Origin of the sequence: Sulfitobacter sp. JL08, from assembly GCF_003352045.1 — a bacterium.
Lineage (GTDB): Bacteria > Pseudomonadota > Alphaproteobacteria > Rhodobacterales > Rhodobacteraceae > JL08.
Window position 1 is genome coordinate 1,853,515 of record NZ_CP025815.1, and the last position, 23,598, is coordinate 1,877,112.

23 protein-coding genes and 1 tRNA gene are annotated in these 23,598 nt (G+C 58.7%); 14 read left to right on the top strand and 10 right to left on the bottom strand.

Features of this window, described 5'->3' with window-relative positions; genetic code table 11:
• Positions 1–51 precede the first annotated feature (51 nt).
• Positions 52–1,614: a trimethylamine methyltransferase family protein gene (locus C1J05_RS09195; protein WP_114872225.1), complete on the bottom strand. Its 1,563-nt coding sequence runs from the start codon at positions 1,612–1,614 to the stop codon at positions 52–54.
• A 480-nt stretch (positions 1,615–2,094) separates the two neighbouring features.
• On the opposite strand from C1J05_RS09195, the gene C1J05_RS09200 reads away from it, so the two are divergent.
• Complete coding sequence (locus C1J05_RS09200) at positions 2,095–2,670, top strand: outer membrane protein (RefSeq protein ID WP_114869990.1); 576 nt, start codon at positions 2,095–2,097, stop codon at positions 2,668–2,670.
• A gap of 59 nt (positions 2,671–2,729) precedes the next feature.
• On the opposite strand, the gene C1J05_RS09205 is transcribed toward C1J05_RS09200, so the two are convergent.
• Positions 2,730–3,902 carry a pyridoxal phosphate-dependent aminotransferase gene (locus C1J05_RS09205; RefSeq protein ID WP_114869991.1) on the bottom strand — a complete coding sequence of 391 codons (1,173 nt, stop codon included), beginning with the start codon at positions 3,900–3,902 and terminating at the stop codon, positions 2,730–2,732.
• 221 nt (positions 3,903–4,123) lie between these two features.
• Between C1J05_RS09205 and cysS the strand changes: the two genes are divergently transcribed.
• From cysS to C1J05_RS09220, 3 genes are all read left to right on the top strand, one after another.
• Complete coding sequence (gene cysS / locus C1J05_RS09210) at positions 4,124–5,566, top strand: cysteine--tRNA ligase (RefSeq protein WP_114869992.1); 1,443 nt, start codon at positions 4,124–4,126, stop codon at positions 5,564–5,566.
• 112 nt (positions 5,567–5,678) lie between these two features.
• Positions 5,679–7,289, top strand: coding sequence for a citramalate synthase (cimA, locus tag C1J05_RS09215; protein ID WP_114869993.1), 1,611 nt, complete (start codon positions 5,679–5,681; stop codon positions 7,287–7,289).
• Positions 7,276–8,052: a squalene/phytoene synthase family protein gene (locus C1J05_RS09220; RefSeq protein WP_114869994.1), complete on the top strand. Its 777-nt coding sequence runs from the start codon at positions 7,276–7,278 to the stop codon at positions 8,050–8,052. The genes cimA and C1J05_RS09220 overlap by 14 nt, the downstream gene beginning before the upstream one ends.
• A gap of 13 nt (positions 8,053–8,065) precedes the next feature.
• Here the strand turns inward: C1J05_RS09220 and C1J05_RS09225 are convergent, their stop codons facing one another.
• On the bottom strand, positions 8,066–9,289 hold the full coding sequence (locus C1J05_RS09225) for an MFS transporter (protein WP_114869995.1): 1,224 nt from the start codon (positions 9,287–9,289) through the stop codon (positions 8,066–8,068).
• Positions 9,290–9,364: 75 nt separating this feature from the next.
• On the opposite strand from C1J05_RS09225, the gene C1J05_RS09230 reads away from it, so the two are divergent.
• Positions 9,365–10,108: a precorrin-6A/cobalt-precorrin-6A reductase gene (locus C1J05_RS09230; RefSeq protein ID WP_114869996.1), complete on the top strand. Its 744-nt coding sequence runs from the start codon at positions 9,365–9,367 to the stop codon at positions 10,106–10,108.
• Entirely contained in the window at positions 10,105–10,764 is a 660-nt protein-coding gene (locus tag C1J05_RS09235) for a DNA-3-methyladenine glycosylase family protein (protein ID WP_114869997.1), read from the top strand. Before C1J05_RS09230 ends, C1J05_RS09235 begins: the two co-directional genes overlap by 4 nt.
• Positions 10,765–10,809: 45 nt before the next feature.
• On the opposite strand, the gene C1J05_RS09240 is transcribed toward C1J05_RS09235, so the two are convergent.
• On the bottom strand, positions 10,810–11,709 hold the full coding sequence (locus C1J05_RS09240) for a DUF2950 family protein (RefSeq protein WP_114869998.1): 900 nt from the start codon (positions 11,707–11,709) through the stop codon (positions 10,810–10,812).
• A gap of 4 nt (positions 11,710–11,713) precedes the next feature.
• Positions 11,714–13,069, bottom strand: coding sequence for a DUF3300 domain-containing protein (locus C1J05_RS09245; protein WP_114869999.1), 1,356 nt, complete (start codon positions 13,067–13,069; stop codon positions 11,714–11,716).
• Positions 13,070–13,266: 197 nt separating this feature from the next.
• Here C1J05_RS09245 and C1J05_RS09250 point away from each other — a divergent pair, with 197 nt between their 5' ends.
• The 3 genes from C1J05_RS09250 to C1J05_RS09260 all read left to right on the top strand — a co-directional run bounded on the left by C1J05_RS09250 (position 13,267) and on the right by C1J05_RS09260 (position 15,413).
• Entirely contained in the window at positions 13,267–13,932 is a 666-nt protein-coding gene (locus tag C1J05_RS09250; protein ID WP_114870000.1) for an alpha/beta hydrolase, read from the top strand.
• Between the two features lie 226 nt (positions 13,933–14,158).
• Positions 14,159–14,743 (top strand): HNH endonuclease, encoded by a 585-nt coding sequence (locus C1J05_RS09255; RefSeq protein ID WP_114870001.1) that lies wholly within the window; start codon positions 14,159–14,161, stop codon positions 14,741–14,743.
• A gap of 169 nt (positions 14,744–14,912) precedes the next feature.
• Positions 14,913–15,413 (top strand): GNAT family N-acetyltransferase, encoded by a 501-nt coding sequence (locus C1J05_RS09260; protein ID WP_114870002.1) that lies wholly within the window; start codon positions 14,913–14,915, stop codon positions 15,411–15,413.
• 138 nt (positions 15,414–15,551) lie between these two features.
• On the opposite strand, the gene C1J05_RS09265 is transcribed toward C1J05_RS09260, so the two are convergent.
• Both C1J05_RS09265 and rocF read right to left on the bottom strand, forming a co-directional pair.
• Positions 15,552–16,595 carry an ornithine cyclodeaminase gene (locus tag C1J05_RS09265; RefSeq protein ID WP_114870003.1) on the bottom strand — a complete coding sequence of 348 codons (1,044 nt, stop codon included), beginning with the start codon at positions 16,593–16,595 and terminating at the stop codon, positions 15,552–15,554.
• Positions 16,596–16,610: 15 nt separating this feature from the next.
• Entirely contained in the window at positions 16,611–17,537 is a 927-nt protein-coding gene (gene rocF / locus C1J05_RS09270) for an arginase (RefSeq protein ID WP_114870004.1), read from the bottom strand.
• Between the two features lie 107 nt (positions 17,538–17,644).
• On the opposite strand from rocF, the gene C1J05_RS09275 reads away from it, so the two are divergent.
• Positions 17,645–18,070 (top strand): Lrp/AsnC family transcriptional regulator, encoded by a 426-nt coding sequence (locus tag C1J05_RS09275; RefSeq protein WP_114872226.1) that lies wholly within the window; start codon positions 17,645–17,647, stop codon positions 18,068–18,070.
• Here C1J05_RS09275 and C1J05_RS09280 read toward each other — a convergent pair.
• Both C1J05_RS09280 and C1J05_RS09285 read right to left on the bottom strand, forming a co-directional pair.
• On the bottom strand, positions 18,067–18,528 hold the full coding sequence (locus C1J05_RS09280; protein WP_114870005.1) for a disulfide bond formation protein B: 462 nt from the start codon (positions 18,526–18,528) through the stop codon (positions 18,067–18,069). The genes C1J05_RS09275 and C1J05_RS09280 overlap by 4 nt on opposite strands.
• Entirely contained in the window at positions 18,525–19,103 is a 579-nt protein-coding gene (locus C1J05_RS09285; RefSeq protein WP_114870006.1) for a YqaA family protein, read from the bottom strand. The genes C1J05_RS09280 and C1J05_RS09285 overlap by 4 nt, the downstream gene beginning before the upstream one ends.
• Positions 19,104–19,322: 219 nt before the next feature.
• On the opposite strand from C1J05_RS09285, the gene C1J05_RS09290 reads away from it, so the two are divergent.
• The 4 genes from C1J05_RS09290 (at position 19,323) to C1J05_RS09305 (ending at position 22,615) form a co-directional block, all read left to right on the top strand.
• Positions 19,323–20,357 carry a TRAP transporter substrate-binding protein gene (locus tag C1J05_RS09290; protein ID WP_114870007.1) on the top strand — a complete coding sequence of 345 codons (1,035 nt, stop codon included), beginning with the start codon at positions 19,323–19,325 and terminating at the stop codon, positions 20,355–20,357.
• 91 nt (positions 20,358–20,448) lie between these two features.
• On the top strand, positions 20,449–21,033 hold the full coding sequence (locus C1J05_RS09295; protein ID WP_114870008.1) for a TRAP transporter small permease: 585 nt from the start codon (positions 20,449–20,451) through the stop codon (positions 21,031–21,033).
• Positions 21,034–21,038: 5 nt separating this feature from the next.
• Positions 21,039–22,391: a TRAP transporter large permease gene (locus C1J05_RS09300; RefSeq protein ID WP_114872227.1), complete on the top strand. Its 1,353-nt coding sequence runs from the start codon at positions 21,039–21,041 to the stop codon at positions 22,389–22,391.
• Between the two features lie 140 nt (positions 22,392–22,531).
• Positions 22,532–22,615: transfer RNA gene (locus C1J05_RS09305), tRNA-Leu, on the top strand.
• 34 nt (positions 22,616–22,649) lie between these two features.
• Here C1J05_RS09305 and C1J05_RS09310 read toward each other — a convergent pair.
• Positions 22,650–23,591, bottom strand: a complete 942-nt coding sequence (locus tag C1J05_RS09310; RefSeq protein ID WP_114870009.1) for a hypothetical protein — start codon at positions 23,589–23,591, stop codon at positions 22,650–22,652.
• Between the last annotated feature and the right edge of the window lie 7 nt (positions 23,592–23,598).

Genomic DNA, 23,598 nt, shown 5'->3' on the forward strand with positions numbered 1-23,598 from the left:
CAAGCAGCATCCGGTGCCCCAAACACCGGATGCTGCACCTTTTTCAATGCATCAGGCTGGCAGGTGGATCTTGAACGCCGCGCGGATCTGCGCATCGACGATGGGATCAAACCGCGCTTCTGATCGTTTTCCAAGGATTTCGTCCTTGCGTGCGATCGCCTTTGCAATCAAATCGGGCTTGCCAATCTCGGCCCATTCCTTGGGCGAAGTACGATCGCCAAGCCTGGGGTAGACATAATCAGACTGCATCCGCCCCAATGTCTGATCGGTTCCCAGATAATGCCCCGAACCACCCAGACAGACCTCGGCAATCTGATCGACCGCAACGGTTTCATCGGTCACTTCGATGCCGCGCACGCAGCGCATGGCGTGACCGATCAGGTCATCGCCAAGGATCAGCGATTCATGGCAAAACCCCAGCAGGGACGCGTGCATGCCCGCAGCCTCATAAACCATGTTCAGACCGGACAGACCGGCCATCACATTGGAACACATCTGTTCCCATCCGGCCTGCATATCAGGCAGTTTCGCATCCGCGATGCCCGCCGCAGCCCCGCCGGGAACGCCGTAAAACTGGTGCATCTGCGCGCATCCCGCGCTTAGCAGGGCCTGTTCGCCCGATCCGCCGGTCATCGCGCCGGTGCGCAGATCAAGCCCGAAGGGCCAGGTGCCGAAGATTGCCGCATGGCCCGGTTTGACCGCGTTGACATAGACCAGACCGGCCAGACATTCGGCCACCGCCTGAACGATTGCGCCCGCCACGGTCGACGGGGCGGTTGCGCCCGCCATGCCAGCCGACAGCAACAGGACCGGCATGCCGCCCTTGATGCATTCTTCCATCACCTGACAGGCTTCGGTCGCGAATTTCATTGGCGGTACGACAAAACAGTTGGAATTGGACATGAAGGGGCGTTCGCGCCACTTGTCTTCGCCCCCCGCGATCATGTGCAGCATCTTGAGCGCGTCCGGCACAAAGGACGGTTCGGTAAAGGATGTGCCGATATGTTTGCGTGTTCCCGCCGCGCAGGCATAGACGGTGTTCAGGTCCATTTCCCGATTGTCGGTGATATCGCGGCACACCATCGGGCGTTGCAGAAAGTGGATATTGTCCAGCACATCGGTGATGCGGGCCGCATCGTGCAGATCCTGCACCGTGCATTCGCGGTAATTGCGACCTTCGACATCGACCAGATGCACCGCCGCACCTGCGGTGCCGTAATGGACCCGTGTTCCGCTCAGTTCCAGATCATGGGCCGGATCACGGGCGAACAGGGTGATCGACCGGTTGGCTTTTGCGATCGTGTCTTCGACCAGGGCCCGGGGGAAACGGATGCGTCCGTCATCGCCCAGAATGGCGCCCGCGCCTGTCAGATATGCGATGCCCGACGGGGGCGCATCGGCCAGCCCGATCTGCTCCAGCGCATCAAGGGCGGCGCGGTGGATGCGTTCCATTCCGGCTTGGGTCAGCGGTTTGTAGGTGCCCCCCGACATTCCGGCGCGGATCGGGCGCAGGTGATCGGCAAGAGGTGCTGCACGCGCGGCACGGCGCGCAGCGCGCCCGCCGCTGCGTGCGGAAGTGGAAGGGGGGACAGAAGTGTCAACTGTATCGGTCATGTGCATGGCCTTGGACAAAATGCATTGAAAACGGTGTGCGGGATCAGCGCAGGTGAGGTCGTCCGCGTGCAGCGCGGCCGCGTTCCGCACCGATCGTGCGGATCACCAAACTGATTTTGCACGTGTCCGCCTGCATTCGTGTCCTCGCGTTGCCAGCCCTTTATGAAGCGACTGCGCCGACCTCTCTGTCTTGTTTGCGACCAATGTCGTTTTTGGCCCTTCACCCCGGAAATTTGTTCAAGAGGGGCGCGACAGTCTGTCCGGACAAAACGTGCGGATGGGTCATTTTTTGCCCAGAGATTTGGGAACCAAGCGGAAAATGGCGTGTTAATTCAGTGGGAAACGGGCCGCAGCCGTCAATCACGCCGATGTGTAAAAGGCGGGCTTGAAGGTTTGGGGCCGCACAATATGTGCCATGTCAGGTGGAGGACCCATCTCTGGCACAACACGAGACAGAGTTTAGAAATAGGAGTAATCGAGATGAAAAAAACAATAGCAGCAGGCCTGATCACTGTCATGGCGTCACCGGTATTCGCCGGCTCTTTGGCCGATCCGGTGCCCGAACCGGTTGCGGTTGCCCCGGTTGCCGTGGTCAACACAGGCGGTGACTGGACAGGATTTTACGCGGGTGCGCAATTGGGATGGCTGGATGCCAACCCCGATCTGGTACCGGGCGGAGATGATTTCATTTACGGTTTGCATGCCGGTTACGACTATGACTTTGGTCTGTTCGTACTGGGCGCCGAACTTGATTACGATGCCGGCGATATCGACATCGCAGGCGGCACCGCGTCAATCGACGATGTGTGGCGTGCCAAACTGCGTGCCGGTTACGATCTGGGCAACACGCTGATCTACGCAACAGGCGGCTATGCCGAAGTTGACACTTCGATCGGTGACGGCGACGGATATTTCGGCGGTATCGGTGTTGCATACAGAGTGTCGGACAATTTCACCGTCGGTGGTGAAATTCTGGGCCACAAATTCGACAGCATCGGCGGCGTGACAGATGCCGACGCGACAACGGCGACATTGCGGGCATCGTTCCGCTTCTGATCCGGACGATCAAACAATCAGAAACGTGTCAGGGCTTTGCCTTGGCACGTTTTTTCGTTTCAGCCTGCGTGTTTTTCGGCAAATCCGCACAGGTCTTTCAGGGCTTTGGCAAATGCCCCGTCTTCGATGGTCATTGCGACGCGGATATGGCCCGCGGCCGATGTGCCGAAACTTTCGCCCGGCATCACCGCAATCTGGCATTCATCCAGCAACCCGTTCGCAAACGCCTCACCGCTCAGGCCGGTCGCGCGCACATCCAGCATCATATACATCGCCCCTTGCGCCGGGATCAGCGTGACAGTGTTCTGCGCCGCGATGATTTCGGCTGCCAGTGCGCGGCGGCGGCGGAACGGTTCGGCCACCGCGTCTTCAAAGGCCGGCCCCTGATGCAGGGCGAAATTGGCAGCGTCCTGAATGAAACCGGGCACGCCGTAAGTGGTGTTTGTGGCCAGATCGATCAGGCGGTCGATCACCTCTTCTGGCCCGACAATCCAGCCGCAGCGCGATCCGGTCATGGCGTGGGATTTCGACATGGACCCCACCACAAGCGTCCGCTCGGCCATATCGGGCAGGCTGCGCGGTGATATGTGGCTGCCATCCCAGACCTGGGTGTCATACACCTCGTCCGAGATCAGCCAGAGATCATGCGCCTTGCACACATCCGCAATGCCGCCCAGCGTGGCGCGTGAATAGACGGTGCCTGTCGGATTGTTGGGCGAATTGATCAGCAGGGATACCGCGCCCTGCGCCTGCGCCGCGATATCTTCGCCGCGGGGCTGGAAAGCATCCTCGGCACGGGTATGCACCACGCGCGGGATCGCCCCGGCCGCGCGCAGCGTGCCAGGGTAGGTGGCGTAATAGGGATCAAGATACAGTGCGGCATCGCCGGGATTGCACACCGCGTAATGCGATGAAAAAAGCGCGGATTGCCCGCCCGGTGTGATCATCACGTTTTCCGGACCGGTGGGCACGCCTGTCCGCTCCTGAATGCGATTTGCAACGGTTTCACGCAACGATTTTACGCCAGGAACCATCGCATAGCCGGTGTGACCGCCGATGGCAGACGCGTTCATCGCCGCCAGAATATCGCCATGCGTGCGAATATCATGTTCACCGATGGTCAGTTCCACAATCGGCGCGCCTGCCGCCTTTAAAGCGCGGGCACGGTAAAACACGCTCCAGCCGTCATCACCTTCGCCGTTCAGTTTGGTGATCCTTTGGGACAGCTTCATGACAGGCTCCTTCGCGCGCAGATTTCAATGCGGCGGAGGGGGCACAGAATCAGCAAGCTTGTCAATCAGCGGAACGCCCGCTATCACAACGTCATGACCGATCTGACGCCCATTTGCTGCTGCATTACCATCTGAGATATCTCAGCGGGCCGGTTTCTTTCGTTTTCACAACAGACAAGAGGTGCTAGGTCCGCGTGACCCGCGCGACAAGGACCTTTGTTATGACGACCAAACCCGTGATCAGGCTGCGCAATTCGATGACGCGCAAAACAGAAGATTTCACGCCTATCGATGAAAACGATGTGCGGATGTATCTGTGCGGCCCCACGGTTTATGACCGCGCCCATCTGGGAAATGCGCGCAATGTCATCATGTTTGACGTGCTGTTCCGTCTGCTGCGCCATGTCTATGGCCAAGATCACGTGACCTATGTGCGCAACTTCACCGACGTGGATGACAAGATCAACGCGCGCGCGGCTGAAACCGGACGGTCGATTTCAGACATCACCGAAGAAACCATTGGCTGGTATCTTGAGGATATGGCGGCACTGGGCAATCTGGAACCGACCCACATGCCGCGCGCGACACAGTACATTCCCGAAATGATCGCAATGATCGAGGATCTGATCGCCAAGGGCCACGCCTATGCCGCCGAAGGCCATGTGCTGTTCGATGTGCGGTCTTATGAAGAGTATGGCAAACTGTCGGGCCGGTCGGTCGACGACATGATCGCCGGCGCGCGGGTCGAGGTGGCGCCTTATAAACGCGACCCGATGGATTTTGTCCTGTGGAAACCGTCAGGGGACGATCTGCCCGGCTGGGACAGCCCGTGGGGTCGGGGGCGGCCCGGCTGGCATATCGAATGTTCAGCGATGTCTTATGCGTTGCTGGGCGAAAGCTTTGACATTCATGGTGGTGGCAACGATCTGATGTTTCCGCATCACGAAAACGAAGTGGCGCAAAGCTGCTGCGCGCACCCCAAAGGCGATTTCGCCCGCATCTGGATGCACAACGAAATGCTGCTGGTCGAGGGCAAGAAAATGTCCAAGTCGCTGGGCAATTTCTTTACCGTGCGCGACCTGCTGGATCAGGGCGTGCCGGGCGAGGTGATCCGCTTTGTGTTCCTGAGCACCCATTACGGCAAGCCGATAGACTGGACGCAGAAGAAGGCGGATGAGGCTGAGAAGACGCTTTTGACATGGAAGCACATCGTGGACCAAGAACGCGATTTAGTCACCAGAGAGTTCACGGCAAACACGCCACCGAAAGAGATTGTCGAAGCTTTAGCTGACGACTTAAACACATCTTTGGCCCTGACCAGAACAGGACAATTGGCAAAGCAAGCCAAAGCGTCTGGTGGTGCCAAATGCGTAGAACTTGCAGAGGCACTTCACTTTTTGGGTTTTGAGCACGATAAGGACTGGTCTGTATCCTATGGATATTCCTTAGAAAAAACTCTTGGCCAGCCTGTCAATTTAGAAGACTACGAAACAGTCTTGTTCAATGAATGGAAGACGGCAAAGAAATCCAAGGATTTTTCCAAGGTCGATGAATTGAAAGCGATGTTGGTGGCGGCGGGTGTTGAAATCCGCATGAACCAAGATGGCGTAACGCTGGAGTTTTCAAAAGACTTCGACCCGTCCAAACTGGAGGCTCTGAAATGACAAACCTCCCTTGCAACAATTCCAGCGCCCGACACGAGTGTGGGGGCAAAGCGCCCGCCCTTGGTGGCGGGTCGGGCGCTGTTCGGGCAAAAGGCCCGAACGGGAGCATGATATGAAAGAACGTCTTTCCCTCTATGACACCACCCTGCGCGATGGGCAGCAAACCCAGGGCGTGCAGTTTTCCACCGCTGAAAAGCAACAGATCGCCCGGATGCTGGATGATCTGGGTGTGGATTACATCGAAGGCGGCTGGCCCGGTGCCAACCCGACGGATTCGGCGTTTTTTGATGACGCGCCGCACACCCGCGCCACCCTGGCTGCCTTTGGCATGACCAAACGGGCAGGGCGGTCGGCCCAGAATGACGATGTGCTGGCAGCGGTGATGAACGCCGGCACCAGCGCGGTGTGTCTGGTGGGTAAATCGCACGTCTACCACGTCAAGGCGGCCCTTGGGATCAGTCGCGCGGAAAACACCGAAAACATTGCGCAATCCATCGCCTACATCACCGCGCAGGGGCGCGAGGCGCTGTTTGACGCGGAACATTTCTTTGACGGATACGCCGCCAACCCGGCCTATGCGCTGGAAGCGGCGCGCGCGGCCTATGATGCGGGCGCGCGCTGGGTGGTGCTGTGTGACACCAATGGCGGCACCTTGCCTGCCGATATCGCCCGCATCACCGCCGATGTGATCGCCTCGGGCATCCCCGGATCGCATATTGGCATCCATACCCACAACGATACCGAAAACGCCGTGGCGGGCACGCTTGCCGCCGTGGATGCGGGCGCGCGCCAGATACAGGGCACGCTGAACGGGCTGGGCGAACGCTGTGGCAATGCCAACCTGACGACGCTGATCCCGACGCTTCTGCTCAAGGAACCTTATGCCAGCCGGTTTGAAACCGGCGTCACGCTGGACGCATTGCGCGGCCTGACCCGCGCCAGCCGCAAACTGGATGAAATCCTGAACCGCGTGCCGATGAAACAGGCGGCTTATGTCGGATCGTCCGCCTTTGCCCACAAGGCCGGATTGCACGCCAGCGCCATCGCCAAAGACCCCGCCACATACGAACATATCGATCCCGCCAGCGTCGGCAACGCGCGCATCATTCCGATGTCAAATCAGGCGGGGCAATCCAATCTGCGCAAACGTTTGGAAGAGGCCGGATTGAACGTGCCCGCCAAAGACCCCGCACTGGCCCGCATTCTGGAAAGGGTCAAGGAACGGGAGGCCGAAGGTTATTCCTATGACACCGCGCAAGCCTCGTTCGAATTGCTTGCCCGCGAGGAACTGGGGCAACTGCCCGAGTTTTTCGAGGTCAAACGCTACAAGGTCACGATCGAGCGGCGCAAGAACAAGTATGACCGCATGGTCAGCCTGTCCGAAGCCGTGGTCGTGGTGAAAGTGGATGGCGAGAAAAAGCTGTCCGTCTCGGAAAGTATGGACGAAACCGGCAGTGATCGCGGCCCGGTCAACGCGCTGTCCAAGGCGCTGGCCAAGGATCTGGGCCGCTATCAGGACATGATTGATGATATGCGGCTGGTCGATTTCAAGGTGCGCATCACCCAGGGCGGAACCGAGGCGGTGACCCGCGTGATCATCGACAGCGAAGACCGCACCGGGCGGCGCTGGTCAACGGTGGGTGTGTCCGCCAACATAGTCGACGCCTCGTTTCAGGCGCTGATTGATGCGATCCGCTGGAAGCTGATCCGTGACCTTAAGTGAGGACATCACCGCCTGCGCCGCCATCGTCGAGCGCGGCGATCCCGACAGGTTCATGGTGGCGATGGCCGCCCCGGTGGCCGCGCGCCGCGTTCTGTTTCCACTTTACGCTTTCAACGTCGAAGTTTCGCGCGCGCCCTGGGTGACAGAAGAAACCATGATCGCGGAAATGCGCCTGCAATGGTGGCGAGACGCGATCGAGGAGATTGCCAAGGGTGGCACCGTGCGCCGCCACGAGGTGGTGACCCCGCTGGCGGACATCCTGACACCCGACATGGCCGCCGGAATGGATGAGATGATCGCGGTAAGGCGTTGGGATATATACAAAGATCCGTTCGAAGATGCCGCGCATTTCGACCGCTATATTGATCAAAGTGCCGGCACGCTGATGTGGGTTGCAGCCCGTATTCTGGGCGCCGCCGACGAAGCCGTAGTGCGTGACGTTGGCTATGCCGGCGGTGTGGCCGCGTGGCTGCGCGCCATTCCCGATCTTGAGGCGCGCAAGCGTGTGCCGCTTCTGGATGGTACAGCAGACGGGGTGCGCGCGCTGGCCCGGGGTGCGCTGGACAGATTGCAGAGGGCGCGCAGCAATCGGCGGGCCATCTCGCGCGCGGCAGCGCCTGCCTTGCTGTCCGGATGGCAAAGCGGCGCGATCCTGAAACAGGCGGTGGCAGACCCGCAGGCCGTGGCAAACGGCACCTTGGGCCAAAGCGAGGCGAAAAAGCGGTTTACCCTGATGTGGGGCGCGGCAACAGGGCGCTGGTAAAGCGCGCGGCGCGTCAGGCGGTTTGTTCGCGCGGGCGCAGCATCAACCAGATCAGCGCGCCACCCGCCAGCGCCAGAAACGGGATCATCGCGATATTGACGGCATACCAGCCCTGAACCGCATCGCCACCCGAACAGTTCATCAATCCACCCGATGCAAGTGACGCGAAGGTGACACCGCCAAAGACCAGCAAATCGTTCAGGCCCTGCATCCGGCCGCGTTCATGCGGCTCGTGTGAGGTGGTCAGCATCGTTGTCGCGCCGATGAAACCGAAATTCCACCCGATCCCCAGCAGGATCAGCGCGATGAAGAAATGCCCCAGTTCCACACCGCTCAGCGCCACGCCCCCCGCAACCCCAAGGATCAGCAGGCCCAGCCCCATGATCTTTTCCACGCCAAAGCGCGCAATCAGATGACCGGTGAAAAACGACGGCGCAAACATCGCCAGCACATGCCCCGTCACCACGTCAGACGCATCCGCCACGCCGAACCCGCAGCCGACAACCGCCAGCGGCGTCGACGTCATGACAAGGTTCATCAGCGCATAGGACACCATGGCGCAGATCACCGCGACGGCGATACGCGGTGTTGTCAGCAATTCCCAACGCGTGCGGCCCCGCGGGCTGTCCAGCGTGGGGGCAGGGGGCTTGGGAATGCGCAAGAACAGGAAAAACACCATGCCCAACAGGTTCATACCGATGGCCGCCATATAGACAGGAAAGAACCGCATTACGGTGGCGTCGGCGGTATGACTGCTCAGATAGCCTACCAGTTGCGGGCCGATCACGGCCGAAATCAGACCGCCCGCCATGACATAGGAAATCGCCTTGGGTTTGAACGCATCCGATGCGGTATCGGCTGCGGCAAAGCGGAAAAAACCCTGCGATGACATGTAGATGCCCGTCAGGTAACTGCCGGCAAGGAAAATCCAGAAATTCGACAAGGTCAGCGCATAGGCAGACACTGCGGCCCCGATCAACCCGCCCAATGCGCCAACATAGAAACCGCTTTTGCGGCCAAAGCGCTGCATCAGCGGGCTAAGCCACGGCGCGGTGGTCATCGATCCGAACACGATCAGCGATATGGGCAGGGTGGCCAGACACGCATTGGGGGCAAGCTGTTGCCCGGCCAGACCGCCGATGACGAAAATCATCGTGATCTGACTGCCTAGAAACGCCTGCGCCGCCACCAGAACGGCCACGTTGCGTTTCGCCAGCGAGTCATTGGAAGGTGTCATGGCGATGGCGTATATAGGAATTCGGGGGGGTTCAAGCGGCTTGCAACATCCCCGGCAGGTTCTAAGGTGCGCGGAATGAACACGCCCCACCATCTTCTGTTATTGGCCGGTGCAAGCGAAGCGCGCGGTATTGCGGATGCGCTGCGGTCCTGCGACCAAATGCGCGTGACAGCATCGCTGCATTTTGCGGAACGCACTGCAGGGCCGCTTGCGGTGCCCACCCGCATCGGCGGCTTTGGTGGCGGTAACAGGTTTGCCGCGTTTCTGGCCGAAAACCGGATCACCGCCGTTCTTGATGCCACGCACCCGTTCGCGGCAGAGATCACACAGCGCAGCCGCCGGATATGCAGGGACCTGAACCTGCCCTATGCGCAGGTTCTGCGCCCCGAATGGCAAGCGGTTAAAGGTGATATCTGGCACGATGTTGGCGACGAAACAGAAGCGGCGCAGATCATTCCGCCAGAGGCACGCGTGTTCACCACCACGGGCCGTGCCACAATTGAAAAATTCGCAGGGCTGCGCGCGCAACACCTGTTCGTGCGCCAGCTGCGCGACGGGGCCCAACCCAGACCTGTGGACAGAATGACTTATGTGCGCGGCGTCGGTCCGTTCTCTGTTACCGACGAAATCGCCCTGTTTCAAAAGCTGAACATCACCTGGCTGGTGGCGCGCAATGCGGGCGGCGTGATCAATTACACCAAGATCGAGGCGGCGCGCGCTTTGGGGATCGACGTGGCGATGATCCGGCGGCCCTCGCAATCCGGTGCATCGGAACTGCAAACCGTTACAGACGCGCTGGAGTGGGTGGCAACGTTATGAGTGTCGGACCAAAGACGCAGCCAGAAATCGGGCGCGTGATCCATTGCGATGCCTGTGTTGCCGAAGGGGCGGCGTGGCTGGCCCAACGCGATGCCCGGTTTGCGCACGCGCTGGCACAAACGGGTCCGTTGCCGCTGCGTCTGAAACCTGACGGGTTTGGCCCGTTGCTGAACGCGATTGTCAGCCAGCAGGTCAGCGTGGCGTCGGCCAATGCGATCTGGGCGCGGCTGGAAAATGCGGGTCTGACGGACGCCGCAGCCATTCTGGGCGTCGATGATGAAACGTTGCGCGCCGTTGGGATGAGCCGCCAGAAAGCGCGCTATGCCCGCGCGCTGGCAGAGGCGGATATCGATTACGCCGCGTTGCGCGAAGTGCCATCAGAACAGGTGATCAAGACGCTGGTTACTGTTCCGGGCATCGGGGTATGGACGGCAGAAATCTACACCATGTTCAGCCTTGGGCGCGCCGACATTTTTGCCCCCGGTGATCTGGCCCTGCAGGAATCCGCGCGGATATTGTTTGATCTGCCCGCGCGCCCCAAAGATCGTGCCTTGCGTGATATGGCGCGGGATTGGGCCCCCTGGCGGTCAGTCGCGGCCCGCGCGCTGTGGGCCTATTACCGCGTGGCGACAAAGAACAAGGGCCTGTCAGACTGACAGGCCCCGTTGTGGTTGCACTCTGATCGTAAGCAGGTGATTGGATTACTCGACCGGCGTCCAATCCTCTGTCGGGTCATAGGCCGTCATGCCCGCAGCTATTTCCAGCGTGTCTTCGCCCAGAATCGCTTCAAGCACCACACCGTTTTCGGACACCATAAAGCTGTGGATGCCGGTTTCGCCGAACACGGCGGGCACCGCCAGCAGGGCGTGCCCACCAACCATGTTGTCATTGACAAGATAGCTCATTTCGCCGCCCGGCGCGGCGGCGGATTGTTCGGTCAGAATGCGGAAATAATACCCGGAATAGGGTTCGGGGTCATAATCCTGCTCACCATCGCTAAAGCCGGTGGCCGATGCACGGGCGAACAGTTCGCCCAGCGGGCTGTCGGGATCGGCCCAGAACAGGCCGTCCCGTTCGGTTTCGGACGTTGAAATGATCTGGCTGGCAAATTCCATCACGCCATCGCCATCATGATCGTTCAGCCGGAACGTCGCCTGAATATCGACATAGGCGTCCATCAGTTCCAGGATCTCCAGCTCGTTCAGGCCGACCTCGCGCAGTGCCACTTCTTCGCGGCCTGTTTCATTGTCAAACGCCCAACCGTCGCCGGTTTTGGCCAGAGGTACGGGAAACGGCCAGCCTTCGGCGCCCAGTGCAATAACAACCGATCCGTCTTCTTGCGGGACCATCCGGTAGCCTTCGTTGTAAAGCGCCAGCAGAACAAATCGGTTTGCCGCGTCTTCATCAGGATCGCCATCAGACAGATAATCTTCGGCCTCTGCGCCGAAAACCGTCAGGACCGCATCGCGATCGCCTGTCTTCAAGGCCGACATCATCGCGTCCAGTGCATCCTGTGGCGACGCATAAGTGGCAGGGTCGGCCGCAAGCGGGGACGCAAGAAACAGCATCAGGGCCAATGGTTTGAGAAATTTGGTTTTCATGATCTTATCTCCGACCTTTGGCTTTGCGTCCGCTGGCCTTGCCGCGGCTGGAGGCCTTACGGGCCTTGGGGGCAGAGGCGCGCTTGGCCGTCGCCTTAGGTTTCTTATGTGGCTTCGCCTGTTTCACAGGCGGCCGCTTGGCAGCGGGTTTCTTGACCGCAGGTTTGGCCGCCGGTTTTTTCGCCGCAGGTCTTTGGGCGGCAGGTTTCGCCGCTTTCGGGCGGTTTACTTGTGGTTTCTTCGCGGTTTTGTTGATTGCATTCCGCTTGGCGCCATCCGGTGTTCTGGACGGGCGGTTCACTTGCGGGCGTTTGTTGTCAACGCCGGGCCGGCTGATATCGGCGGCACCGGATTTGTTTGACAATTGCGTGCGCAAACTGTCCCCGCGGGTCTCTTTCTTGTTGACCGGCAGCTTGGTTTTACCGTTCGGGTCGCGCTTGGCCGCGATCTTGTCCTTGGCATCCTTCTGACGGTCCGGATCGGGTTTCCAACTGCCATCCGGGTTGCGATCGGGGCGTTCCGGACGGTTATTGCCGACATTAACGTTGTTGCCGATGTTCACATTTCCGTCGACATCAATATCCACGTCCGGACGTGGATAGATCGGGCCACCGCCCCAGCCACCGCAATTGCGACAGCCCCAGTAATCGTTCCAGTCGTCATCATCGTCGAATATGGCATCGATCAGGGCAAATGTGCCAAAGGCCACCGCGCCGGTGACAAGCGCATCACCGACCACGTTGTCATTATTGTAGACCACCTGCGGGTCATATTGCGGCACATAGACCACTTCGGGATTGGTGGGCTGGATCACCACTGTTTCCGCCTGCGTCACCTCGTCCTGGGTGACTTCGACGGTTTGTTCTTCGCCGCTGATCAGCGCACCGGAATTAACGGCTTGCGCCCGCATGGTTTGCACAGCCGCCATGACGTCATCGCTTTGCGCAAGCATCGCGTTGCCCATTGTTTCGGTCCATTCCACATGTGACGCCATGTCGGACAACACGTCAGGAAAGGCTGTGGCCAGAACCTCGACGCTGGGATCCCATTCTTCGGCCTCGATCAGGGCATTCATCGTTTCGGGATCCGCGCCATCATTCATGGCCAGCAGACGATCGCCCTTGATCACTTCCAGCGGATAGGTAGAGGCCACCAGAATCTGGATCAGCAACGTATCAGGATAAAGCGCAACCGGCGCGACAAGGTTTTCAAGTTCGGCCTGAGTCAACAGGTCCGCGTCGTCGCTTTCGGTGTCGGTTTGGGCGGCATCCTCCGATGCCGTATCTGTGGATTGCGCATAGGCCGCCGGCGCGCCAGCCAGCAACAGGGCAATCCATAAGGCTTTGACAGACTGTGGCACGAAACAAGGCTCCCCGATGATGTTTGATTATCAAAAGGTTATTGATTGGTATCCAAAGTGCAACCGGTTTAACGCCTGCCCGCCAAGATATTGTGTGCTGCCTGAGGCGCGGCCGCTGTTGCTCTGCGGGCTTGTTTCCGGCGATGGCAAGTGTCAGACACATCCACAGTCGGGAGCAAACAGAGGGTAAGGCACGCATGACACGGGTTTTAAAAGCGGGGCGTCGCGCGTCCCTGTCAGGGGATGTGCGATCAGTTGTGGTGTTTCTGCATGGCTACGGCGCCAACGGCGCTGATCTGCTTGGGCTGGCCGATCCGCTGGCCGAACATCTGCCCGATACGTTGTTCGTGGCGCCCGACGCCCCCGAAGACTGTGCCGGTGCGCCGATGGGTTTTCAGTGGTTTCCGATCCCGTGGATTGACGGATCGTCCGAAGAAGAGGCCGAACGTGGCATGCGCGCGGCGGTGGATGATCTGAATGCGTTTCTGGACGCGCTGATGGTGGACGAAGATGTTATGCCCGAACAGGTCGTCCTGTTCGGGTTTTCCCAGGGCACGATGATGGCGCTGCACGTGGCGCCGCGCCGCGAAGATGAAGTGGCGGGTGTGGTGGCCTTTTCGGGCCGTTTGGTATCACCCGAAACACTTGAGGACGAAGTGGTCGTGCGCCCGCCGGTTCTGCTGGTTCATGGTGACGCGGATGATGTGGTGCCGCCGCAATCTCTGCCGCAGGCTGCCGAAGCCCTGCAAGCGGCCGGTTTCAAAGAGGTTTACGCCCATGTCATGAAAGGCACCGGCCACGGTATCGCACCCGACGGTCTGAGCGTGGCGCTTGCGTTCATGCGAGACAAGCTGGGGCTTTAGCGGGTTTCGCGCCCACCGTATGTGGGCCCGACACCGCGCGCGGCCCCGCCTGTGGATAAGTGTCATCGCGGCGTTACGGAATCATACTATCCAATCTGCGACATGTTGTGGATAAACGGGGGCTTGCCAGCTTCGAACCACGATATATAGTCAGTCACAAGACCGGGGACAGAGTCTTTGCCCCGGTGGATGTTTAAAGGCAGACCCGGCGAGGTATGAGTCTGAGATGGACGGCGATTTTAGAACTGAGTTTGTGCGGGCACCGGGGGCGTTGAAACAGCATCCGGCATTGGTGTTGAATGCGGATTACCGGCCATTGTCCTATTATCCGCTGTCGCTGTGGCCCTGGCAGGAGGCGGTCAAGGCGGCCTGGCTCGACAGGGTCGATATCGTGGCGGAATATGACACCGTGGTCAGAAGCCCCAGTACCGAGATCAGGATACCATCGGTTGTTGTCCTCAAAGATTATGTCAAACCTCAAAAGCGCGTGGCCTTCACGCGCTTTAATTTATTTCTGAGGGACGAATTCCGCTGCCAGTACTGTGGCGCCAAGGGCGATCTGACCTTTGATCATGTTGTACCGCGCGCCAGTGGCGGTGTGACAAGCTGGCAGAATGTGGTGGCCGCATGCAGCCCGTGCAACCTGCGCAAGGGATCAAAGCCGCTGCACCGCACCGGCATGAACCTGCGCAAACCACCACGCCAGCCCGCATCCGAAGAACTGCGCAACATGGGCCGCAAATTTCCGCCGGGCCACCTGCACGAAAGCTGGATGGATTTCCTCTACTGGGATGCCGAACTGGAAGCCTAGGGTCTGGACCCTGACAGGGGTTAAGCGGCCATTAGGTGCGTTTGTTTTGTGGGACTTGGGGGCGGGACAAAGTTGCTGTTCGTTGTTTCCAACGCCCATGAGCCAAATCTGGTATAATAACTAGACAACTACCGTTCTTGCATCCGTTCCATCTTGATCGACTTGATTAATGAACAAATACACTTTTCGCAATGCGGCACCTTCAGATGCTATCCGTTGTTTTGATATCGAAACCGCTGCTTATGAGGGAGATGAAGCTGCAACGCTTGAAAAAATTTCAAAGCGCATCGCCATTTACCCCCAAGGATTTCTGGTCGTTGAGGTCAACAATGAAGTTGTTGGCTTCGTCAACAGCGGATGCGCTTATTCTGTTGAAATGTCTGACGAAGATTTCAAAGAATTGATTGGGCATGATCAGGCTGCGCCGAACGTCGTTATCATGTCGGTCGTGGTTGATCCTGAATACCAAGGACAAGGTCTATCCACCGCTTTAATGAGTGAATTCGCAAAACGTATGGTTCACAAGGAAAAAACCTCAATCCATTTGATGTGCAAAGAGGACCACGTGCCACTTTATGAAAAATTTGGCTATCGGTATATACAGCCTTCGGCATCCGATCATGGAGGGATGCAATGGCACGAGATGATTATGGAATTAGGTTCACTGTAAAACGCCCGTTCCGAAATCCAAGAAACTATTCGCTGTAAATCCCTTCAACACCCGCTCGTGTGCCAAAGACAGGATTCAAGTATTTTTGAAAAGATGAAGACGGGCCGTATTTTGATATACGACCTGCTTCTTGCTGCTTCAGGGCTGGGCGCGTTGCACCATGCCAAACAGATCGCGCGGATCATCGGGATCGGCCAGCAGATCAAGATCATGGTAATAATCTGTGCCGACGATCTTGTTGCGGACATAACGCAGGGCGCTGAAATCCTCGATCGCGAAACCGACGCTGTCAAACAAGGTGATCTGGCGATCGGATGTGCGGCCCTTGGCGGTGCCGGAAATCACCTGCCACAATTCAGTGACCGGATGATCGGGGTCAAGCTGCTGGATTTCGCCTTCGATCCGGGTCTGGGGCGGGAATTCGACAAAGATGTCGGAGCGGCGCAGAATATCGGCGTGCAGTTCGGTTTTGCCGGGGCAGTCGCCGCCAATGGCGTTGATGTGCACGCCCGCGCCGACCATGTTGTCGGTCAGGATGGTGGCGTTCTGTTTGTCCGCCGTGCAGGTTGTGATGATCTGCGCGCCTTCCATTGACGCCTCGGCACTGTCGCAGGGCACCACTTTTAATCCGTGGCCCGCCAGATTGGCGGCGCATTTTGCCGTGGCCGCCGGATCAATGTCATAAAGACGCACGGTATCGATGCCACAGATCGCCTTCATCGCAAGGCTCTGGAATTCGGATTGCGCGCCGTTGCCGATCATGGCCATCGTGGTGCTGCCCTTGGGCGCCAGATGTTTGGCCACCATGGCAGATGTGGCCGCCGTGCGCAGCGCTGTCAGGATCGTCATTTCCGACAACAGGACGGGGTAGCCGTTGCTGACATCAGCCAAAAGACCAAAGGCTGTAACGGTTTGCAGGCCTTCCTTCATGTTCTTGGGGTGGCCGTTCACATATTTGAAGCCATAAACCTCGCCATCCGAGGTCGGCATCAGTTCAATCACGCCTTCGGCAGAATGACTGGCGACGCGGGGCGTTTTGTCAAACAACTCCCAGCGGATGAAATCCTGTTCGATGTAATCAGCCAGATCGCGCAACATCGGTTCGATACCGATATGGTGGATCAACTGCATCATGTGATCGACAGAAACGAACGGAACAAGGGCTTTGTCAGAAGGAAGCATCGGGAATATCCTAAATCAGCTGTAGGCGCGGGTGGGGCGATCGAACACGCGGCGCCCGAGGGCGGACGCGGCCAGATCGACCATGACTTGTGCGGTGCGGCCACGTTCATCCAGAAACGGGTTCAGTTCGACCAGATCCAGCGATGTCATCAAGCCGCTGTCATGCAGCATTTCCATCACCAGATGGCCTTCGCGGATGGTTGCGCCACCCGGAACCGTGGTGCCGACCGCAGGGGCAATCGAGGGATCAAGGAAATCCACATCCAGCGAAACGTGCAGGAACCCGTTGGCCTCTGCGACCCGGTCCAGAAACGCGGCCAGCGGTTTGCCAACACCGATTTCATCGATTTCGCGCATGTCGTGGCGATGGATCGCGGTTTGCTGCAACGCATCACGTTCGGGCAGATCGACCGACCGCAGGCCAATGATGCAGATATTTTCCTGCGGGATCGGATTTGTGATCTTTGGAAAACCGCCAAAGCCTTCGCGCCCCGTGACATAGCCCAGCGGCGTACCGTGCAGATTGCCCGATGCGGTGGATTGCGGCGTGTGAAAATCGCTGTGCGCATCCAGCCACAACACGAATTGCGGGCGGTTCTGACTGGCGGCATGGTTAGCCACGCCGGCGACACTGCCCAGAGACAGGCTGTGATCGCCGCCCAGAAAGATCGGCAAACCGCGCGACATGGCGTTCTCCGCCGCCCGGATCAGACGGTTGGTCCAGCCGATGGTTTCCTGCAAGGCATAAATCCTGTCGTCTTCGGCATCGGGGTTGTAGCTGGCCGGGCTCAGATTGCCCTGATCCTCGATCTTGTGGCCAAGATCGCGCAAGGCCCCCGCCAGACCGGCTGTGCGGTAGGCATCGGGGCCCATCAGGCAGCCCTTGCGGCGTTTTCCACTGTCGACCGGCGCGCCGATCAAAATGCAGGTCTTGCGTGACATATCCAACCTCGTGTCGTTATCTGCCCCTAAATAGGTGCCGTTTCGGGTTGAGTGAAAGCGTGCATTCTGTCCATAATGGGGATTAGATGTTCAAAACGGAGCCTGTTATGGACGAAACGGACCAGAAACTGATTGCCGCCCTGCGCCATGATGCCCGCGCCTCCCTGTCTGATCTGGCGTTGCTGCTGGGTGTGTCACGCACAACCATTCGCGGACGGATCGAACGGTTGCGCCAGCGCGGCGATATCCTTGGGTTTTCCGTCGTCCTGAAAGAAGACGCGCTGCGCGATCCGGTGCGTGGCCTGATGATGATCGGGATCGAAGGGCGCGGCACCGACCGTATCATTCGCCAGTTACAGGGGTTCAGCGAAGTGCGCGCGGTGCATTCCACCAATGGGCGCTGGGATGTGATCGCCGAAATTGGCACGCGCACACTGGAATCCTTTGATGCGGTGCTGTCGAAAATCCGGCGGTTGGACGGCGTGGCGACCAGCGAAACCAGCCTGTTGCTGGCGACACGCAAATCGGCCTAGCTGCGACGGCGGGCGGCCATCAGCCACAAGGCAGCAAGCAGAAGCGACACGACCACATTCCAACTGGCCATGCTGAGACCGAACATCTGCCACGCCACCTCGTCACAGCGCACCAGCGGGGCGGCCATGATCTGATCCAGCAATTCTGACGCGCTAAGCCCGCCGACAGGGCCGGATGTGCACGTATCGGGGCCTTCCCACCATGTCTTTTCCACGCCGGTGTGGTAGAATCCGATTGCGGCACTGGTAAACGCTGCCAGCGCGCCCAGACGGGGCAGGGCGCGCCCCGGCACCATCAGGGCAAACAGCCCGATGAAAACGGCCGCCATATGTGGATAGCGCTGCCAGTAGCACAGTTTGCAGGGGGCCATTTCGCCCAGATACTGAAACCCGTAAGCGCCCATCAGAACCGCCAGCGACCCAAGTGCGGCCAATATGATCATCGTGTGTCTGGTCATAGATATCTAAGCAAGGCAAATCCGCCGATCAGCATGATGACAAACAGGGTGAACATAAGCCCAAGTCGTTTCTCGATAAAGTCCCGCATCGGTGCGCCATATTTCCACAGCAATCCGGCCAGAATGAAAAAACGCAAGCCCCGCGCCAGAATGGATGTGGCGATAAAGGTTGTCAGTGACATGCCGGTCCAGCCGGACATGATCGTAATGACCTTGTAAGGAAACGGGGTGACCCCGGCGGTCAGAACCGCCCAAAAGCCCAGATCGTTGAACCGCGTGTTGAATTCGGCCATCGCGTCAGCCTTGCCCAGCGAGGCAAGGATCGGCTGGCCGATGGTTTCAAAGGCCAGCGCCCCGATTGCGTAGCCCAGCAATCCGCCCAGTACCGACGCCACCAGCGCCACAGCGGCAATCAGCCATGCGCGCGACGGCTGGGCAAGGATCATCGGGATCATGATGACATCGGGCGGGATCGGAAAGACCGAGCTTTCGATGAACGCGACCACCGCCAGCACCCACAACGCGCGGGGATGATCGGCCATGCCCATCGTCCAGTCGTACAAGCCTTTGATCATCCGGTCTGCCCTGTGATTGTGTAAGATCAACTGCCTAGCCAAGTTGACGGGCGGTGCAAGGCCAAAAACGCGGCAGCAGCGATGCCTGCGGTACTGGACTCTGCGAAAAACCGGTGTTTTGTCGGGAATTTCAATCAAGGGGGGTTGATGGTTACAATGACCTGTGGATTGGTACGCCATGGAGAAAAGGCCGCCTGAACGGCCATAAGGGAGGAACTTATGAAATTCGCTTTGAAAACCGCATTTGCGGGCGCTTTGGCCATCGGGTTGGGTGCCGGGGGCGCAATGGCTCAGGAAGTGACGCTGCGCTGCCAGCATTTTCTGCCGGCAAAAGGGTCTGTGCCCGCCTTTTTCATGGCCCCCTGGGCCGAAAAGATCGAAGCCGACAGCGGCGGACGGATCAAGGTGGAACTCTACCCAGGCATGCAACTGGGCGGCAAACCACCGGCTTTGTATGATCAGATCCGCGACGGCGTGATCGATTGCGGCTGGGCACTGCCCGCCTACACGCCGGGCCGGTTTCCCGAAAGTGAAGTGTTCGAACTGCCGTTCATGACCTCGATGAGCGCCGAGGCGTCTTCGAAAGCAGCCTGGGAATTCACTGAAAAATATATGGGCGAGCGGTTCGGCGACATTCATGTGATTGCGGTGCACGTGCATGGACCGGGCATTATTCACAAAAAGGGCGGCCCTATCGAATCGACGGCTGATCTGAACGGATTGAAACTGCGCGGCCCGTCACGTCAGGCCAATGCGCTGCTGGAAACGCTGGGCGCAACCCCCGTGGGGATGCCGGTGCCCGCCTTTCCCGAGGCGCTGAGCAAGGGCGTTGTGGATGGCGGCGTGATCCCGTTCGAAGTGGTGCCGGGCCTGAAGGTGCACGAGCTGACAGACAGCCACACCGGCATTTCCGGTGATCGCGCGCTTTACAACACGTTTTTCATCTGGGGCATGAACAAAGCCAAATATGACAGCCTTCCCGATGACTTGAAGGCCGTTATTGATGCGAATTCGGGGCTGGAAACATCCGGTCTGGCCGGCGCTGCGATGGATAAGGGCGACGAGATTGCCGAGAAACTGATCGGGGAACGCGGCAACACGATCAACTATCTGGGCGAGGATGTCGTGGCCGAACTGCGTGTTATCGGTGATGCGCAAACTGCGGCTTGGATTGTGGAGGCCACCGAAAAAGGTCTGGACGGACAGGCAATGGTCGATGATGCGGCAGCGATGGTCGAAAAATACTCGAACTGAGCGGCGCAGAATGCAATAAGGCTCCGGCGCGGGTGCGCGCCGGGGCTTTTTCTTTATCCGGTACAGGCAGATCCTTGGGCAGGGGCAAACCATGGCGCTAGCAATCAACGCTGAACGGCGCGCGGGCCGCGTGATCGACATGATCGCACGCCTGTTTGCCTATATCGGCGGCTTTATTCTGGTGGCGATGGCGCTGGTCACGGTCGTTTCGATTGTCGGGCGGGCGCTTTTGTCGTTCGGATTGTCACCTGTACGGGGCGACTACGAACTGGTGGCCAATGGCTGCGCGCTGGCCGTTTTCTGTTTTCTGCCATACTGCCAGTTGAAACGGGGCCATGTGACGGTGGATATCGTCACCTCAATGTTTCCGCCACGCGCGCAGGCCATATTCGGCCTGATCGGCGATCTGCTGATCACGCTGGCCGCAATCATCATGATGCGCCAGTTGTGGTTCGGTTTCGGCGAAAAATTCCCCTATGGCAGCGATGCTCTGCGCGACACTTTGGGAATGGGGTACAAACCGTTCTTTGCCGAAACGACCTATGAACTCGAAATTTCGGTGTGGATTCCCTATGGTCTGGCGCTGATCGGGGCCGGCCTGTTCGTGATCGTGTCGCTTTACACGGTGTGGCGCAGCCTGAACTGGGTCAGCGCCGGACGCGAGGGCGCGGTATGATGGAACTGTCTGGTCTACCGCTGGCGCTGACGGCGTTCGGCTTTATGTTGCTGGGCATCTTTTTGCGGGTGCCGATTGCTCTGGCGATGGCCCTGACCGGATTTTTCGGAAGCTGGTACGTGCTGGGCACCGCCAATGCGCCGATGGCACAGCTGAAAACGCTGTCCTACGAAACATTTTCCAATCAGGGGCTGTCGATCGTGCCCCTTTTCCTGCTGATGGGGCAGTTTGCCACCCGCACCGGAATGAGCGCGGCGCTGTTTCGCGCGGCTTCGGATTTCCTTGGCCACCGCAAAGGTGGCATCGCCATGGCATCGGTCGGGGCCTGTGCGGGGTTTGGCGCGATCTGCGGATCATCGCTGGCCACCGCCAGCACGATGGGGCAGGTGGCCCTGCCCGAAATGCGCCGCCGCGGTTATTCCGACGCGCTGAGCACCGGTGTGCTGGCCGCCGGGGGCACCCTGGGCATCTTGATCCCGCCGTCGATCATTCTGGTGATCTATGCCATCATGGCCGAACAGAACATCGTCAAGATGTTCATGGCAGCCCTGATCCCCGGTATTCTGGCGGCTCTGGGGTACATGATCACCGTCGCGATCTATGTGCGCATCAAACCGGACAGCGCCAGCGTGGCCGAACGCGTGCCCTACCGCGAACGCCTGCGAACACTGGGCGCGACATGGCCGGTGATCGTGATTTTCGGGCTGACCATGGGCGGCATTGTCGGCGACTGGAACTGGGCGCGACCCGGACCGCAGGCCCTGTTCACCCCGAACGAGGCAGCGGCCTTTGGCGCGGTGGCGACAGGGTTTTACGGCATCGTTATGGGGCGTCTGGACTGCGCTGGCCTGCTGGGGGCGTTTCTGGAAACCGCCAAGGCAACGGCGATGATTTTCCTGATTCTGCTTGGGGCCGAGGTTTTGAAAGGTTTTCTGGCATTGACCCGCGCACCCGATATGCTGGCCGACTGGGTACTGAGCGCCGGATACAGCCCGATCATGGTGCTGAGCATCATGTTGATCTGTTACCTGATTTTCGGCTGTGTCATGGACAGCCTGTCGATGATATTACTGACCATTCCGATTTTCCTGCCGGTGATCGAAGTGCTGGATTTCGGCATGAGCGCGGAAGAAACCGCGATCTGGTTCGGCATTCTGGCCCTGATCGTCGTCGAGGTCGGGCTGATCACGCCACCTGTGGGTATGAACCTGTTTATTATCAACGGGGTGGCGCGCGATATTCCAATCTCGCACACCTATCGCGGAGTGGCGCCGTTTGTGATGTCCGATCTGGTGCGGGTGGTGATCCTTGTGGCGTTTCCCCCGATTACTCTGTGGCTGGTAAAGGTGATGTTCTGACGCTTGGGGCATGCATGGTCCGGTCATCTGACGGCGCGTACGCAGGGGCGTTGCGCGGCAAGTATTTTTGAAAAGATGAAACGCGGGGCGATATTTTGCCTCTGGACGTGGCGGGTTCCAAGAGTTAGGAAAACACCGTTGCCCGAGTGGTGGAATGGTAGACACGACGGATTCAAAATCCGTTGCTTTACGGCGTGCCGGTTCAAGTCCGGCCTCGGGTACCACTTTCTGGAAAAATCTTTGTATCAGGCTGTTGCTTCAAGCAGGTGCCTTTTGTGTTTCCAGTTCCAGTTCCGATATCAGCAAACGGGCCATGCGGCGCCCTACTTTACGCCCGTCAAAAAAGGCCGGGTTGGGGTGCTTGTCGGCAATCGGCTTCATCAGGAAGCGGTAATTCCCGTCATAGAATTTGAAGTTCGTCTCGCATAACAAAAGGCGGCCGGTTTTCTTGCAGGGAAGTATGTCATGGGCGAAAAAACCAACCCCCAGCGCATCTTTTACCCGCTGTGAAATAGTCTTGATCTGATCCATGTTGGGCCGGATCAGCAGGTCGTGAAAATGCCGGATCAGATCCGCATCGACCGGGGTGTCGCGGGTGTGGACGCTTGCGTCTTTTCCTGCGCGTACCCAGGCAAACAACACTTGCGCACCAACCACTTGCGCCCGAAGACATACGTTCCACATCTCGCCCTGAAATTCATACCGGCAATCTACGTAATCCGTGTTATAGCGGCTCTCATCCAGTGCGCCGCCACCGTCGATCAATTGCGTTGGAACATGTGCATCGTTGACCGCATTGGAAAACGCGACCTCGAACTGATCCTGATCTTTCAGTTCCCTCGGCATCGGAACTTCAGCGGATTTGAGAGTTTTGTTTTGCCTTGATTTATGTCCGACAATGCGACCTGTGTCCGCGGAGTGCAGAATCTTGTACCCCAAAGCCTTGATCTCCGACTCGCGGGATCGCAACCAGCTTACCTTTCGATCACGGATGAAAAACAGCTCGTTGTAATGTAACAGAACAAAAGCCTGAGGGTCAGTGGTTTTTCCGCGATGCAGGAGTTCCTCAAACGTCAGCACCTCGGCTTGAATGCCCATATTCGTAAGTGATTGAGAAAACCGCTTGATGATGTTCGCAGATCCCTTGCCCTTTGCGATGACGCCCGGTTCTGTAAAGGAAACGATGAAAACCTGGGCCATATGAGAT